Raw genomic sequence first — 14,697 nt, 5'->3', positions numbered from 1 at the left:
GCGGGAGCGCCATGACACTTGGGGATCAAAGGGATTCTGGGATCCCGGCGAGGTGGATCAGCTCTCGGCGCCCAGCCACAGGTCGGGGCCGAAGACCTCGTAGTGGATGTCGGCGGCGGGGGTTCCCCGCCCGACGAGGTCGCCGCGGACCGTGCGCAGGAAGGGGAGCGGACCGCAGAGGTACGCGGTCGTGCCCGCCGGCAGGTCGAGCGCGGTGACGTCGGCGTGGCCGGGGCGGGCGCCCGAGTCGCCCGGCTCCTCGTACCAGAGGTGCAGCGTCCCCTGCGGCAGGGCGTTCACGAGGCCGCGCAGTTCGGCGGCGTGGGCGTGCGATTCCGGGCTCCGGTCGGCGTGCACGACCACGACGGGGCGGGTCGAGCCGGTGGCCGCGAGGTGGTCGAGCATGGCCAGCATCGGGGTGCTGCCGATTCCGGCGGAGGCGAGCAGCAGCGGACCCTCGCCCTCGGGCAGGACCAGGTCGCCGAACGGGGCGGAGACCTCCACGGTGTCCCCGGTCCGGGCATGGGCGTGCAGCCAGGAGGACACCTCGCCCGCCGGGTCGCCGTCGACGCGCTTCACGGTGATCCGCCACTGCGGGTGTCCGGGAGCGGCGGACAGGCTGTACTGGCGGATCTGGCGGGCACCGTCCGGCAGGGTGACCTGGACGCTGACGTACTGGCCGGGGCGGAAGGCGGCCGTCGGGGCACCGTCGGTGTGGCGCAGGACGAAGGAGACCGTGTCGGCCGTCTCCTCGCGCCGCTCGGCGATCTCCATCGACCGCCAGACCTGGCCCTCGGCGACCCCGGCCTCCTGGTAGAGGCGGGCCTCGACGGCGATCAGCGCGTTCGCCATCAGCCAGTACACCTCGTCCCAGGCGGCGGCGACCTCCGGGGTCACCGCCTCGCCGAGCACCTCCACGATGGCGGCGAAGAGGTGCTCGTGCACCACCTTGTACTGCTCGGACGTGACGCCGAGCGAGGCGTGCTTGTGCGCGATCCGGGACAGCATGACGTCGGGCCGAGCGTCCGGGTGCTCAAGGAGCGCGCCGGCGAAGGCGGCTATGGAGCCGGCGAGCGCCTGCCGCTGCTCGCCGCTGGCCTGGTTGCCGCGGTTGAACAGGTCGCGCAGGAGTTCGGGGTGGGCGGCGAAGAGCCTCCCGTAGAAGCGCTCGGTGATCCGGTCGAGAGCGCCGCCGACGGCGGGCAGGGTGGCGCGGACGACGGGGACGGCCTGTTCGGACAGCATGACAACTCTCAATCTGGTAGATGATCTACCTATTTAAAGGTGCGGGAAGCGAGTCGACGGGACGGCGACTCGGAGGCTCAGGGGGGGCGAGAGGCTTCGGGGTGGCCCCGGCCTCAGGGGGAAGGGCGTGGGCTGAGCGAGATCAGCAGCGGGCCGGTCGGGGACTTCACCAGCTCCGCAACGGTCAGCGGATCGAGCGCCCGGTAGAACGCCTCCTGCGCCTCGCGCAGCGCCCCGCGCAGCCGGCACGCGGAGCGCAGCGGGCACGGTGGGTCGCCCTCGCAGGCGACGACCTCCTCGTCGCCCTCCAGGGTGCGGGCCAGCCAGCCCACCGAGGAGTGCCTGCCCCGCTCCGTCAGGGCCAGGCCGCCGCCGCGGCCCCGCCGCGCCTCGACCACGCCGAGGTGCTGGAGCCGGGTCACCACCTTCGCCATGTGGGCGTAGGGCACGTCCATCGACTCCGCCACCTCGCGGGTGGTGACGGATTCCTCCGGAACGGTGACCGCCAGGCGCATCACGGCACGGAGCGCCAGGTCGGTGAACTTTGTCAGCCTCACCCCGTGACCGTATCAAAGCCGTATCCAGCATGCGTATTAGGGGGTGGGTTCCGCGCTCCGCCGCCGCTTGTGCCGCCGCCACTGCCACCAGCCGCCGGTGATCAGACAGCCGCTGGTCAGGACGATGCCGAGGACGGGCCACCGCCCGCCCGCGATCCGGAGGTCCGTCGCGATCACGAAGAGCAGGGCGATGGCCGGCACCAGCAGCGACCCCAGCGCGCGCAGCCCCGACAGTGCGAGGGCCGGGTCCACCCGCAGGCCGCGCGGGGAACGAGGAGGGCGCGCACCGGGCTCACCGACGTAGAAGGCGGTGGCCCGGTCCAGCAGCCGGTCGGTGGCCCGCTGGTACGAGAGGGCCATGTACGGCAGCCAGACCAGCGGGGCCACCAGGCCGACCAGGAACACGACGCCGACGAGCGCCCACCGGCCGGTCCGGGTGAGCCGCCCGACGGGTTCCTCCTCGGGGGTCAGCAGCCCGAGCAGCCGTGCCATCCGGGAGGTCAGCTCCCACAGAGCGGACTTCCTCGTCCGCCCGCCCCGCCGGGCTGCCGCGGGCTCCTCCCCGGTCGGCTCCAGCGCGGCCCGGGCGGCCGCCGTGTCCGCGTACACGCCCTGCAGGACGAGCAGTTCGGCCGCCCGCTCCGGATCCGTGGCGTCCCGCCCCTCGACGGCGGCGATCTCGAGCACCGTGCGCGCCTGGCGGAGCAGCGCGCCGCAGAACGCGAACGGAACCAGGAGCAGGAAGGGCCCGCCCACGAACGACCCTTCGGCCGTCACCGACCGGCGCCCCCGGGTCACGACCATGCCCCGCAGGGCCTCGGTGCCGGCCTCGGGATGCGCCGCCCGCAGACGCGCGACGGCGGCCGCCGCACCCGGGCCCATATGGCGCAACGCGAAGGACGCGAGCGACTCCGGTAGTCTGCCGGGCTCCGCGAGTGCCTCCCTGAGCAGGGAACCCGCGAGCCCGGCGGCCGGTGCCGCCCGCGCCCTCTTCCGCACGTCGGTACGCGCTCCTTCCGAACCTCCGCGACGAGGTCAGGCCAGGACCTTGGCCTTCGCCTTGTCGAACTCCTCGGGAGTGATCGCGCCCTTGTCCCTCAGCTCGGCGAGCCGGGCCAGTTCGTCGGTCGGACTCGCCGCGCCGCCGCCCTGGGTCCCGGCGGTCTTGCGGATGTAGTCCTGGAACGCGGCCTCGCTCGCCTTGGCCTGCTTGACGTCACGCTCGCCCATGCTCCTGCCCCGGGCGATGACGTAGATCAGCACACCCAGGTACGGAAGCACGATGCAGAGGACCAGCCAGCCCGCCTTGGCCCAGCCGTTGAGGGAGTGGTCCCGGAAGATGTCGGTGATCACCTTGAACAGCAGGAACAACCACATGATCCAGAGGAAGAACCACAGCATGGTCCAGAAGAGGTTGAGGAGGGGGTAGTCGTCCATTCCTGCACACTCCGTTCCCACGCCGGCCGGGAGGGACCAGGCGTTTCAGCGAGTCTCGCCCAGTCCCGGCGACCCCGCATGTCGTGCGGCGGGTCCCGGACGGGCGGACGGCGCTCAGGGGGTGCGAAGTGCCGCCAGCGCGCGGTCGGCGTGCGCGCTCATCCGGAGTTCGCTGCGCACGACCTCCCGAACCCGCCGGTCCTGGCCGATCACGAACGTGACGCGCTTCGTCGGCGCGAGCGAGAAGCCGCGCTTCACCCCGAACCGCTCCCGCACGGCACCGTCCGCGTCGGACAGCAGGGGATACCCGAGGGAGTGCCGCTCGGTGAACTCCCGCTGCCGCTCGACCGCGTCCGAGCTGATCCCCACGGGCAGCGCCCCGACGGCCCGGAACTCGGCCGCGAGATCCCGGAAGTGGCAGGCCTCGGCGGTGCATCCCGGGGTCATCGCCGCCGGGTAGAAGAAGAGGACGACCGGCCCCTCGGCGAGCAGCCCGGTCAGGGAGCGCGGGGCGCCCGTCTCGTCCGGAAGGGTGAAGTCCTCCACGAGGTCACCGATGTTCATCGCGGCCCGTCCCCGATCATTCCTGGTGCGCCACCGGTGTGTCCGGTGGCCGGCCGGTGACGCTACCGCAGAGTAGGGTGCGGCCGCACCCATGCGGGTGAACCTCAGGTCTGCCGTGCGGCGACCCCGTCCCGTGCCGCTGTTCCGTCCGGCGCCGCGTCCCGTCCGTGCCTCTCCGCGCGCCGGTCGAGCACCGCGAGGGCGCGCTCGCCCCAGCGCAGGTTCTCCTCCTCGAAGTACCGGCCGCGCATCAGCGTGAGGTAGGGGCCCACCCGCTCGGCCTCGTCGAGGTACGCGTCCTCGTCCCGGCCGTTCAGCATCCACTGCCGCAGCCGGTCGTAGCGCGCCAGCTTCGCCCGCGCCGTCTCCATCCGCTGGGCCACGAACGCCCGGACGGCCCGGGTGTCGCCCCCGTCGCAGGCCTGCACCTGGACCAGTAGCTCGTCCCGTACGGCGCTGGGGCGCGGAGGCATCGACGTGTAGGCGGCCAGATCCCGCAGTCCCGGCTCGGTGAGGCTGAACATCCGCTTGTTGGGGCGCCGTTCCTGCTCCACCACGCGCGCCGTGATCAGACCGGCCTCCGCGAGCCGGTCCAGCTCGCGGTAGAGCTGCTGCGGGGTCGCGGCCCAGAAGTTGGCGACGGACACGTCGAAGATCTTGGCCAGATCGTATCCGGAGGCCTCGCCCTCCAGGAGAGCTGCGAGGACGGCGTGCTTGAGGGACATCCGGACACGCTAGCAGCACGTTGAATAGTTTCCTCCGCACCTATTCAACCCCCTGTTCGACGGGTCGGACGGGGGCCCTTCGCTGGCACGTCCGTCCGCCGCCTGCCTAGGCTGGAAGCAGGGGACGCAAGATCCGCGGGGGCGGGACGGCAGATCCGAGGGGCAGCGCGATGGACAGCGACACGTTCGTCTACACCACCTACATCCGGACCACCCCCGACGAGCTGTGGAAGGCGCTCACCGACCCGGAGTCCACCCGCCGTTTCTGGGGCGTGGCCTTCGAGACGGAGTGGACCCCTGGCGCCCCCATGATCTGGGACGAGGGCGGGCGCAGGACGGTCGACCCCGAGCAGGTGGTCCTCGCGGCCGAACCCGGCCGCCTCCTCTCGTACACCTGGCACACCTTCACGCCGGAGTGGGCGGAGGCCGTGCGCCTCGGACGGGACGTGTACGAGCGCCTCGCCCGGGAACGCCGGTCGCGGGCGACCTTCGTGATCGAGCCCTCCGGCGACACGGTCAAGCTGACGGTGACCCATGACGACCTGGAGGCCGACGGCCTGATGAAGGGGCTGATCGGCGAGGGCTGGCCCGCGCTGGTGTCCAGCCTCAAGTCCCTGCTGGAGACCGGCGAGGAGCTTCCCGAGCCGCCCCGCTGATCCATTCGAGTCGTCTCGCCCCCGAGTCCGCCGCCACGCCCGGCGCCCAGATCATCTTTTCCTCCTCTCATCCGTTTTGATGCTCGGGTCGGCACCGACCGCCGGCGTCGTCGCACGAAATCGGAAGGGGACGGTGTCCTACGTGTCGTCACGCGGATACGTACGGGGGTGGGGCGCGCTGTCCCTCGCGGTGGGAGCCGTTCTCGTCGCCACGGCGGCACAGTCGCCGCCATCGGGCCCGGACGCAGCGCTCGAAGCGGGCCCTCCGGACGCCGTCGTCTCCGTGGACGGCTGCGCCGCCGCCCAGGGCCTGTGCACCGCGCCCCGGCGCACCGTCGTGCTCGGCGGCGGCCCCGTCCTGACCGCGCGGCCGTTCACCCTCGACCCCCGGGCGTCGGGACCCGTGGAACTCGCCCTGCGCACCCCGGGCGTGCTCGCCGACGTCACCGTCACCGACCAGCGCGGACGACGCGTCGCGGGCGCCCCGAGCGCCGACCGCAGCCGGTGGACCAGCGCTGTGCCGCTGCCCGCCGGAAGCCGGTTCGCCGCCCGCCTCGTCGTCGAGCGGGCCGAAGCGGAAGGCCCCCTCCGGCATGTCGCCCGGCTGGACTTCCGCACCGTCCCGGCCCCCGCCGGGGACCGGCTCACCGTCGCCTTCGGACCCGACGACGGCGGTACGTACGGGGTCGGGCAGCCGGTCACCGCCGAACTCAGCCACCCCGTCCCGGCCGACGACCCCGGGGCCCGCCGTGTCGTCGAGCGCGCCCTCGACGTACGGACGCAGCCCCATGTCGACGGTTCCTGGTACTGGGTCGACTCCACCACCCTCCACTACCGGCCCCGCCACTACTGGCCCGCGCGCACCACGGTCCGGGTCCGCAGCGGACTCGAAGGGGCCCGGATCACCGGCGGCCTCTACGGGGGCCGCTCGAAGCCCCTCACCTTCACCACCGGGGCGCGGATCGAGGCCGTCACCGACATCGCCGCCCACGAGATGACCGTGTTCCGCGACGGTCGATCGATCCGCACCCTGCCGGTCACCACCGGCAAGGCCGGCTACCGCACTCGCGGCGGCACCAAGGTCGTCCTCGGCAAGGAACCCATGGTCCGGATGCGCGGCGACTCCATCGGCATCGCCCGCGGCAGCAGCGACTTCTACGATCTGAAGGTCCGTTGGGCCACTCGGGTGACGTGGAGCGGGGAGTACCTGCACGCCGCCCCCTGGTCGCTCGACGCGCAGGGCAGCGAGAACGTCAGCCACGGCTGCACCGGCATGAGCACCGAGGACGCCGCCTGGCTGTTCGACACCGTCCGCGAGGGGGACCTCGTGCGCGTCGTCAACGGATACGGCGAACCCATGACCCCCTTCGACAACGGCTTCGGCGACTGGAACCTCAGCTGGCCCGAGTGGCGGCGGGGCAGCGCCTTCGACCCGAGCGCCCTCGACGCGGGCGCCGCCCGGCCCCGCTCCGTGAGGGCCACGACCGCCCTGCGCCCGGCCCTCTGAACCACCAGGAGCTCCGATGACGGACATCACCCGGGTCGACCTCGGCGACGGCACCCTCTTCGTGGAGGCACGCCGGCTCGGCCCCGAGGTGGAACTCGAAGGGCTCGGCGGCCGTACGCCCGACCTCTCGGCGGTCACCGAGGCCCTCTCCTCCTTCGCGGGGAAGATCGGGGACGCGCTCCACCGGGCGGCCCCGGACCGCGCGACCGTCGAGTTCGGCTGCCAACTGGGCGTGGACGCGGGGAGACTCACCGCGCTCGTCGTCCAGGGCAGCGCGAACGCGAGTCTGCGCGTCACCCTCGAATGGACCAATCAGGGCCACTGAGCCGTCCGGCCGCAGCCACGGGTGCCCCTCAGGTACCCGGCGGCGTCTCCGGCGTCTCCGCCACCGGTTCGGGGGCGGTCGGGGTCGACGCCGGGGCCGGCTCGCCGATGCTCAGCCGGGGACGCCGCTGGAGGCCCGCGCCCACCAGCACGCCCAGGGCGATGGCCGCCACCGTGATCACCGTCGTCACCAGGCTGTCCAGACCGCCGTTGGTGTCGCCCTCCACGATGATCTCCGACACGCTGGTGAGGCCCACCGCGCCGGGCACGAGCAGCCAGAAGCACGGCAGGAAGACCACCTGGTCCGGGGTGTGCGAGTGGCGCGAGATCCAGCGCGCCATCGGCGGCAGCAGCATGCCGGCGGCGAAGGCGCCGAAGGTCGCCCCGGCGAACTCCGCGGCCACCGACTGCACCAGACGCTCGGTGAGCAGGGCGCCCAGGAGCCAGACCGTGACCCGCGGCGGGGCGGAGAAGTACAGCAGGAAGCCGAACCCGAGCAGCAGGACGCCCGCCCAGGGCGCCCAGGCGCCGAGCGGATCGGCCCCGGCCCCGGGGCCGGACGGCGGGCGCGGGCGCAGGAGTTCGGTGCCGACCAGGATGCCCAGGGCGAGCAGGAACAGCACGTTGGCGGCGCCCGCCAGCCGGGCCAGCCCCGAGAGCGCGGCGCCGGTGGCGAGTTCGATCGCGCCGAGCGTCAGCGCGGCACCCGGCAGGAAGGCGATCAGCGGCGGGACGTACAGGACGGTCGGCGCCTCGTGGAGCAGCGGGCCCGCCCAGCGCAGTGACACCGTGGTGACGAGGATCGCGGCGACCACCGGCAGGGCGGTACGGGCCGCCGGGAGCCGTTCGCCGAAGAGGCGCAGCAGCCCGACGACCGCGCCGAGCACCGCGTACCCGACGACGGCCGGGACGGTCGCGTGCCGCATCGAGCCCAGACCGACGGTGAGCAGGACGTAGCCGAGGATCGTGGCGGCCGGGCTGAACCGCTCGGGGCGTTCCCGTACGTCCCGCAGCGCCCGCGAGACCTCCGTGAACGGGACCTCCTCGGCGCGCATCCGCTCCACCAGGGACTGCAGCGCCTCCACCTGGTCGAGCCGCAGGTCGGGCCCGTCGACCGGGGCGAAGTCCAGTTCGCCGCCCCGGCCGTCGGGACCGCCGCCGACCCGGACGAACAGCCCGGTGGGGACCACGAAGGAGCGGACCCGCATCCCGTAGCGCGCGGCCACGTCGTTGAGGACCCGCTCCACCTCGGCGGTCTGTTCCCCGGCGCGCAGCAGTTCGGCGCCGAGCTCGCACAGGAGCGCGGCCAGGTCGCGCAGCCGCTCCCGGCCGGCGCCCTCCGCCTCCGGAACGGTGACCGTTCCCCCGCCGCGCCGTCGGAGACGCAGGGTGGCGGCCCGCCGGGCGAGGGCACGCACATCGACACGGGACAAAAGGCGCATTCGGGAAAACTAGCAGTGCGGGAACCACCGCACCCGACAGCGCCTCACGCCCCGGTGGCCCCACGGCCGCCGGTCCCGCGGCGGGCCGCTCGCACCCGTCCGCGCCGGGTCCCGCGTGACGGCCTCCCACACCCGTCCGCCCGGGACCCCACGTGACGTCCGCTCACACCCTCCCCCCGCCCGCCGTCTCCGAGGAGAGCCGCTGTGCCGCGTAGATCGGCACCACCGACAAAAGGACCAGCACGGCGGCCACCACGTTCACCACCGGGGCCTGCTGAGGGCGGGTCATGTTGTTGAAGATCCACACCGGCAGCGTCTCCAGGCCCGGGCCCGCTGTGAACGTCGTCACCACGATCTCGTCGAAGGACAGCGCGAAGGCCAGCAGCCCGCCCGCCAGGAGAGCCGACCGCAGCAGCGGGAACGTGATGTCCCAGAAGGTGCGGAAGGTGTGCGCCCCCAGGTCCATCGCCGCCTCCTCGTACGAGCCGGGGAGCCGCCGCAGCCGGGCCACGACGTTGTTGAAGACCACCACGATGCAGAAGGTCGCGTGGCCCACCACCACCGTGAACATCCCGAGGCCCACCCCGAGCGGCTCCAGGACCGTGCCGAAGGCCGAGTTGAGCGCGATGCCCGTGACGATGCCGGGCAGCGCGATCGGCAGGACCACCGCGAAGGAGACGGCCTCGCGCCCGAAGAAGGTGTACCGCTGGACCGCGAAGGCGATGAGCGTCCCGAGCACGAGGGCCACCGCCGTCGCCGCCAGGCCGGCCCGGACCGAGGTCCAGAGCGCCGCCCGCGCGCCCTCGTTGTCCCAGGCGGCCGCCCACCAGTCGAGGGTGAGGCCGGGCGGCGGCCAGCTCGCCGACCGGTCCGGGTTGAACGAGCCGAGCAGCACGAGCAGCAGCGGCAGGTAGATCGCCGTGAGCACGAGCCCGGCGGCGGTGCGCAGCGCGATCCGCGCGGGACGGGAGAGGTTCATCGGTCGGGGTCCTTCCGGCCGGTCACAGGCTGCGCAGCGCACCGGAGCGCCGCACCGCGAGCAGGTACACCACGATGACGGCGACCGGCACGGTGCCGAGCGCGGCCGCCAGCGGCAGGTTCAGGGTGACGTTGGAGTAGACGAGGTTGCCGAGGAGCTGGGTCTTGCCGCCGACGATCTGCACCGTGATGTAGTCACCGAGGCTCAGCGAGAAGGTGAAGACGGACCCGGCGGCCACCGCAGGCCACACCATCGGCAGCACCACGGAGAGGAAGGTCCGTGCGTTCCTCGCGCCGAGGTCGGCCGAGGCGTGCAGCAGGTTCTCCGGGAGCTGGACGAGCGCCGTGTGGATCGGCAGCACCATGTACGGCAGCCAGAGGTACGTCAGGACGAGCACGGTGGCCGTCAGGCCGTACCCCGGGCCGCTGAGTCCGAAGGGGCGCAGCGCCCAGTCCAGCGGGCCGCCCTCCGAGAGGATCAGCCGCCAGGCGTACACCTTGACCAGGTAGCCGGCCCAGAGCGGGGTGAGCAGCGCCACCACGAGCAGCGGGCGGCGGCGCGGGTGTGCGACGCGGGCGGTGTAGAAGGCGAGCGGGAAGGCGAGGACGGCGCAGAGCGCGGTCACGCCGAGGGCGACGCCGACCGTCCGCAGGGCGACGGTCCGGTACACGGGCGAGGTGACCAGTTCCTCGAAGTTCCGCGAGGTCCAGATCCGTACGACCTCCGAGGTGAAGCTGTCGGTCGTCCAGAACGCGGAGAGGAAGAGGGCGGCGAGCGAGCCGAGATAGGCGAGGACCAGCCAGAGCAGCGGCGCGGTGAGCAGGGCCGCGAGCCGTAGCCGGGGCCGCCGGTGCAGGGCCCCGGCGAACCGCCGGACGGCGCCGGCGGCCCGCTTCGTTCCGGCGGCTCCTGGGGCTCCGGCGGGGGACTCGGGGGAGAGCCCGGGGGAGAGCGGGGAGAGCGCGGTCATGGGACGGTTCAGCCCTTGATCTCGGTCCAGGCCTGGACCCACTTGGCGTACGGCACGCAGCGGGTGTCCGTCCGGCCGTCGAGGCACTGCTCGATCGGCGTCGTCCAGAAGTGGACCTGCTTCCAGTACGACTCGTCGGCGGCGTGGAAGACGGTGCAGTGGTTCTTGTCGGCGGTCTCGGCGCAGGACCTGGCGTTGGCCGGGGCCTCGCCGAAGTACTCGGCGACCTGGGCGTTGGTCTTCGGGGAGACGATCCAGTCGAGCCACTTGTAGGCGCAGGTCGGGTGCTTGGCCTTCGCCGACACCATCCAGGTGTCGGACCAGCCGGTGGAGCCCTCCTTCGGCAGGACCGCCGCGGTCTTCGCCCCCTCCGCCTTCGCGAGGTTGGCGATGACCTGCCAGCTGGTCCCGACGACGGAGTCACCGCTCTTGAAGGCGGAGATCTCCTTGAGGTAGTCGCTCCAGTACTCGCCGATGTGCGCGTTCTGCTCCTTGAGCAGTGCGACGGAGGCGTCGAACTGCTTCTGGTCCAGCGCGTACGGGTTCTCGATGCCCAGTTCCGGCTCGGTCGCCTTGAGGTACAGGGCGGCGTCCGCGAGGTAGATGGGGGAGTCGTACGCGGTGACCTTGCCGCTGTGCGCCGAGGCCTTGTCGAAGACGGCGGACCAGGAGTCGGGGGCCGGCTTCACCTTCTCGGTGTCGTACATGAGGAGGTTGGCGCCCCGGCCGTGCGGGATGCCGTACGGGACTCCCCCGACCGAGTTCCAGTCCTTGTTCTTGAGCCCGGCGAAGACGTCGGCGTAGTTCGGCACGAGCGCGGTGTTGACCGGCGCCGCGTCGCCGGAGGCGATGAGCCGCAGTGAGGCGTCACCGGAGGCGGAGACGGCGTCGTACGCGCCGGTCTTCATCAGCGAGACCATCTCGTCCGAGGTCGCCGCCGTCCTGGCGTTCACCTGGCAGCCGGTCTGCTTCTCGAAGGCGCTGACCCAGTCGACCTTCGGATCGTTGGAGCCGTCCTCGACGTATCCGGCCCAGGCGATCAGATTGACCTCGCCCTCGGCCTTGCCGAGCGCGGTCGGTGCCTTCAGGTCGGGCGGGTTGAGACCGCCGGACTTCCCGGAGCCTGCCGGGTCGGCCGAGCCGCAGGCGGTGAGAAGCAGCAGACCGGAGACGGCGGCTGCGGTCAGGAGGGAACGGTGCGGGCGCACGTGATGCTCCGTGGGGTGAGGGGGACGGGGGGTTCGCGGGGTGTGCTCCGGGGGTGTCCGGCCTGATCGGCGGGACCCCGCCTACGCGTTGTCCGGTACGCGCACGGCGTGGTGCGGCTGCCAGCCGAGGCCCACCCGGGCGCCCCGGAAGGCGGCGAGGTCGGCGGAGGAGGTCTCCAGGTTCTGCTGGAGCGCCGTGAGCCGACCGCCCGCGTCCAGGTCGACCAGGAAGCGGGTGGAGTCGCCGAGGTACACGACCTCGGCGACGGTGCCCGCGGCGGTCGCGAGCCCGGGTTCGCCGGGGGCCCTCGGATCGGTCAGCACGCGGATCTTCTCCGGGCGGATGCTGTACGTCCCCGGCGAGCCGAGGAGGCGCCGGGCGGTGTCGCCGCTCAGCAGGTTGGAGGTGCCGACGAAGCCGGCCACGAAGGGGGTGCCGGGACGCTCGTAGATCTCGGCCGGGGTGGCGACCTGCTCGATCCGGCCCTGGTGGAAGACGGCGATGCGGTCGCTCATCGTCAGGGCCTCCTCCTGGTCGTGGGTGACGAACACGAAGGTGATGCCGACCTCGCGCTGGATCTCCTTGAGTTCGACCTGCATCCGCTCCCGGAGCTTCAGGTCGAGCGCTCCCAGCGGCTCGTCGAGCAGCAGGACGCGGGGGCGGCCGACGAGCGCGCGGGCCAGGGCGACGCGCTGGCGCTGGCCGCCCGACAGCTCGGCGGGTCTGCGCCGGCCGAGGCCGTCGAGTCCCACGCGGGCGAGGGCGGCGCGGGCCCGCACCAGGCGCTCGGCGCGGGCCACTCCCCGCACCTTGAGCCCGTAGGCGACGTTCTGTTCCACCGTCATGTGGGGGAAGAGGGCGTAGTCCTGGAAGACGGTGTGCACGTCCCGTTCGAAGGGGGCGAGCCGGGTGACGTCCCGGCCGGCCAGCTCCACGGTGCCCGCGCTCGGCGCCTCGAAGCCGGCGATCATCCGCAGGACCGTCGTCTTGCCGGAGCCGGAGGGGCCGAGCATCGAGAAGAACTCGCCGTCGGCGATCTCCAGGTCCACACCGGCCACGGCTTCCGTGCGGCCGTAGGTCTTGCGCAGTCCCGTCAGCCGGATCGCCATTCCCTCCATGGGCGGGAACCTTTCTGGTGCGGTGGAGCGTTGCTCGGGCGTGGCCGCAAACATATGAAGTCATAGTTCAAATCTCAAGACCCCTTTAAGGTAAAGGCTGAGTCAACGCTCGACGCGCGAGGTGGTTAACCGTGAGACCAGACGGCAGACCGGACGACGGCGGCGCGGCCGGTAGGGGCGCCGCCCGCAGGGCCGTCTTCGCGCCCGTCGACACCCGGGCACGGGTGGACACCGTCGTCCGCCGCATCGGCGACGCCATCGAACTCGGACTCCTCGCCGACGGGGAGCAGCTGCCCGGCGAGACCGAACTCGCCGGACAGCTCGGCGTCTCCACCGTCACCCTGCGCGAGGCCCTCATGGCCCTGCGGCAGCAAGGACTCGTCACCACCCGCCGGGGCCGCGGCGGCGGCAGCTTCGTCACCCTGCCCGACGACCCGCCGCAGGAGCGGCTCCGCGCCCGCCTCGCCGACTGGTCCACCGAGGAACTGCGCGACCTCGGCGACCACTGGGCCGCCGTCTCCGGCGCCGCCGCCCTGCTGGCCGCGCGCCGCACGCAGCCCGGCGACCTGCGCCCCCTCGCCCGTACGGCGGAGGAACTCGCCACCGCCGAGGACCCGGCGAGCCGCAGCCGGCTCTACGGCCGATTCCACGTCGAACTCGCCGCCGCCGCGCAGTCCGCCCGCCTCACCCGCGAGGAGATCGCCCTCCAGACCGACCTGGGCGCACTGCTCTGCCTGGTCCTCGACGACCCCGGCCATCTGGCGAATGTGTCGGATCGTCACCGCGCCGTGATCTCCGCCGTGCAGGATGAGGCCGACGAGCGAGCCAGAGCGCTCGCCGAGACGTGCGTACGGGAGTCGGTGGGGCGGCTGATCACGCTGCGCCTCGCCGCCCCCGGACGCGCACCCGAGCCTCGTTCCGAGGAGGACACGCATGGGCAGGAGCACCGGGCTCGCGGGCCCCGCGGGGGCCGCCGCTGACACCCCGCGCACGGCCGTGACGGCGCGGCCGGCCGGCCCCGGACAGCCGGCGGCCCGCGCCCGGGACGCGCGCGACGAGCCGGACGTCCCCGCCCGGGACCTCCGGCTCCCCGCACCGGCGGGCCCCGCCCGGGGACACCGGACCCCCGTCGCGTCCGACCCGTACGGGGCCGTCGTCGACCGCGTCGCCGCCGCGCTCGAAGAGGTCTTCCTCGTCGTCGCCGCGACCGGGGACGACACCGGCGCACTCCTCGCCGAGGCCTCGCGCACCGGCCGGACGCCGCTCGCCGGGGACCTCGCCGCCCTGCGGCCCGGACTCCGCGACCGGCTCGACCGCCACCCGCTCGTCTCCGGCGTGGGCTTCGTCGCCGCGCCCGGACTCCTCGGCGACGTACCGGGCTGCCTGGAGTGGTGGCAGCGCGGCCCCGGCGGCGCCGTACGGCCGCTCCTGCTCGACCTGGACCCCGAGCACTCGGCGTACTCCGACTACACGCACTGGGACTGGTACACCCTGCCGCGCGAGACCGGCCGCCGCGCCGTCGCCGGGCCCTACGTCGACTACCTCTGCTCGGACGAGTACAGCCTCACGCTCTCCGAGCCGGTCGCCGTCGACGGCGCGTTCCTCGGAGTCGCCGCCGCCGACGTCTATCTGCGCCACTTCGAGGCGGCCGTACTGCCCGCGCTCCAGGCGCTCCCCGCGCCGGCCCGGCTGGTCAACGCGCGCGGCCGGGTCGCCGCCTCGACCGACCCGGCCCACCTCGTGGGATCCCTGACCAGGGGCCCCGACTTCGGCGCCGTCCTCGCGGGACCACCGGCCGGGCACCATGCCGACGGGCTGCGCCTGCTGCCCTGCGCGGGGACCCCGCTGGTCCTCGTCACCACCGAGGACTGAGCCGAGGACTGAGCCGAGGGCCGAGGCGGCGCCCGGCGTCCCGCGTCCGACGCGCGGTCGGGACCCGCCCGCCGGCCCCGGCCGCCCCCGCC

Annotated in this window: 16 protein-coding genes; 5 read left to right on the top strand and 11 right to left on the bottom strand. The window is 73.2% G+C overall.

Translation table 11 applies throughout. The features are described 5' to 3' along the window. Nucleotides 1-57: 57 nt before the first annotated feature. The 6 genes from ASD33_RS31670 to ASD33_RS31645 all read right to left on the bottom strand — a co-directional run bounded on the left by ASD33_RS31670 (nt 58) and on the right by ASD33_RS31645 (nt 4,528). Entirely contained in the window at nt 58-1,245 is a 1,188-nt protein-coding gene (locus tag ASD33_RS31670; protein ID WP_056568503.1) for a globin domain-containing protein, read from the bottom strand. 113 nt (nt 1,246-1,358) lie between these two features. After that, the gene (locus ASD33_RS31665; RefSeq protein WP_056568501.1) at nt 1,359-1,802 is read right to left on the bottom strand and encodes an Rrf2 family transcriptional regulator; all 444 of its coding nucleotides are present in this window, start codon (nt 1,800-1,802) and stop codon (nt 1,359-1,361) included. Nucleotides 1,803-1,838: 36 nt separating this feature from the next. Then, nucleotides 1,839-2,684, bottom strand: a complete 846-nt coding sequence (locus ASD33_RS31660; protein WP_056568492.1) for a hypothetical protein — start codon at nt 2,682-2,684, stop codon at nt 1,839-1,841. A 153-nt stretch (nt 2,685-2,837) separates the two neighbouring features. After that, nucleotides 2,838-3,239, bottom strand: coding sequence for an SHOCT domain-containing protein (locus tag ASD33_RS31655; RefSeq protein WP_056568491.1), 402 nt, complete (start codon nt 3,237-3,239; stop codon nt 2,838-2,840). A 114-nt stretch (nt 3,240-3,353) separates the two neighbouring features. Beyond that, nucleotides 3,354-3,803 carry a peroxiredoxin gene (locus ASD33_RS31650; RefSeq protein WP_056568489.1) on the bottom strand — a complete coding sequence of 150 codons (450 nt, stop codon included), beginning with the start codon at nt 3,801-3,803 and terminating at the stop codon, nt 3,354-3,356. A 104-nt stretch (nt 3,804-3,907) separates the two neighbouring features. Beyond that, nucleotides 3,908-4,528, bottom strand: a complete 621-nt coding sequence (locus ASD33_RS31645; RefSeq protein ID WP_056568487.1) for a PadR family transcriptional regulator — start codon at nt 4,526-4,528, stop codon at nt 3,908-3,910. 170 nt (nt 4,529-4,698) lie between these two features. On the opposite strand from ASD33_RS31645, the gene ASD33_RS31640 reads away from it, so the two are divergent. The 3 genes from ASD33_RS31640 (at nt 4,699) to ASD33_RS31630 (ending at nt 7,016) form a co-directional block, all read left to right on the top strand. Next, the gene (locus ASD33_RS31640) at nt 4,699-5,184 is read left to right on the top strand and encodes an SRPBCC family protein (RefSeq protein WP_056568481.1); all 486 of its coding nucleotides are present in this window, start codon (nt 4,699-4,701) and stop codon (nt 5,182-5,184) included. 142 nt (nt 5,185-5,326) lie between these two features. Further along, nucleotides 5,327-6,691, top strand: coding sequence for an Ig-like domain-containing protein (locus tag ASD33_RS31635; protein WP_056568938.1), 1,365 nt, complete (start codon nt 5,327-5,329; stop codon nt 6,689-6,691). Between the two features lie 16 nt (nt 6,692-6,707). Beyond that, nucleotides 6,708-7,016 carry a CU044_2847 family protein gene (locus ASD33_RS31630; RefSeq protein ID WP_056568478.1) on the top strand — a complete coding sequence of 103 codons (309 nt, stop codon included), beginning with the start codon at nt 6,708-6,710 and terminating at the stop codon, nt 7,014-7,016. 28 nt (nt 7,017-7,044) lie between these two features. Here the strand turns inward: ASD33_RS31630 and ASD33_RS31625 are convergent, their stop codons facing one another. From ASD33_RS31625 to ASD33_RS31605, 5 genes are all read right to left on the bottom strand, one after another. Then, nucleotides 7,045-8,433: a threonine/serine exporter family protein gene (locus ASD33_RS31625; RefSeq protein ID WP_056568474.1), complete on the bottom strand. Its 1,389-nt coding sequence runs from the start codon at nt 8,431-8,433 to the stop codon at nt 7,045-7,047. 187 nt (nt 8,434-8,620) lie between these two features. Next, nucleotides 8,621-9,436, bottom strand: coding sequence for an ABC transporter permease (locus tag ASD33_RS31620; RefSeq protein WP_056568471.1), 816 nt, complete (start codon nt 9,434-9,436; stop codon nt 8,621-8,623). A 22-nt stretch (nt 9,437-9,458) separates the two neighbouring features. After that, nucleotides 9,459-10,406 carry an ABC transporter permease gene (locus ASD33_RS31615; protein ID WP_242427199.1) on the bottom strand — a complete coding sequence of 316 codons (948 nt, stop codon included), beginning with the start codon at nt 10,404-10,406 and terminating at the stop codon, nt 9,459-9,461. Between the two features lie 8 nt (nt 10,407-10,414). Beyond that, the gene (locus ASD33_RS31610) at nt 10,415-11,614 is read right to left on the bottom strand and encodes an ABC transporter substrate-binding protein (RefSeq protein ID WP_056568468.1); all 1,200 of its coding nucleotides are present in this window, start codon (nt 11,612-11,614) and stop codon (nt 10,415-10,417) included. Between the two features lie 81 nt (nt 11,615-11,695). Next, nucleotides 11,696-12,733: an ABC transporter ATP-binding protein gene (locus tag ASD33_RS31605; protein WP_056568465.1), complete on the bottom strand. Its 1,038-nt coding sequence runs from the start codon at nt 12,731-12,733 to the stop codon at nt 11,696-11,698. A 131-nt stretch (nt 12,734-12,864) separates the two neighbouring features. Here ASD33_RS31605 and ASD33_RS31600 point away from each other — a divergent pair, with 131 nt between their 5' ends. Both ASD33_RS31600 and ASD33_RS31595 read left to right on the top strand, forming a co-directional pair. Further along, nucleotides 12,865-13,713, top strand: a complete 849-nt coding sequence (locus tag ASD33_RS31600) for a GntR family transcriptional regulator (protein ID WP_056568462.1) — start codon at nt 12,865-12,867, stop codon at nt 13,711-13,713. Next, the gene (locus tag ASD33_RS31595; protein ID WP_056568459.1) at nt 13,667-14,605 is read left to right on the top strand and encodes a cache domain-containing protein; all 939 of its coding nucleotides are present in this window, start codon (nt 13,667-13,669) and stop codon (nt 14,603-14,605) included. The genes ASD33_RS31600 and ASD33_RS31595 overlap by 47 nt, the downstream gene beginning before the upstream one ends. Nucleotides 14,606-14,697 lie beyond the last annotated feature (92 nt).

The sequence above is a fragment of the Streptomyces sp. Root1304 genome, assembly GCF_001426405.1.
Classification (GTDB): domain Bacteria; phylum Actinomycetota; class Actinomycetes; order Streptomycetales; family Streptomycetaceae; genus Streptomyces.
The sequence above is the reverse complement of the archived record's forward strand: the minus strand, read 5'-3'. Positions and strand labels throughout refer to the sequence as shown.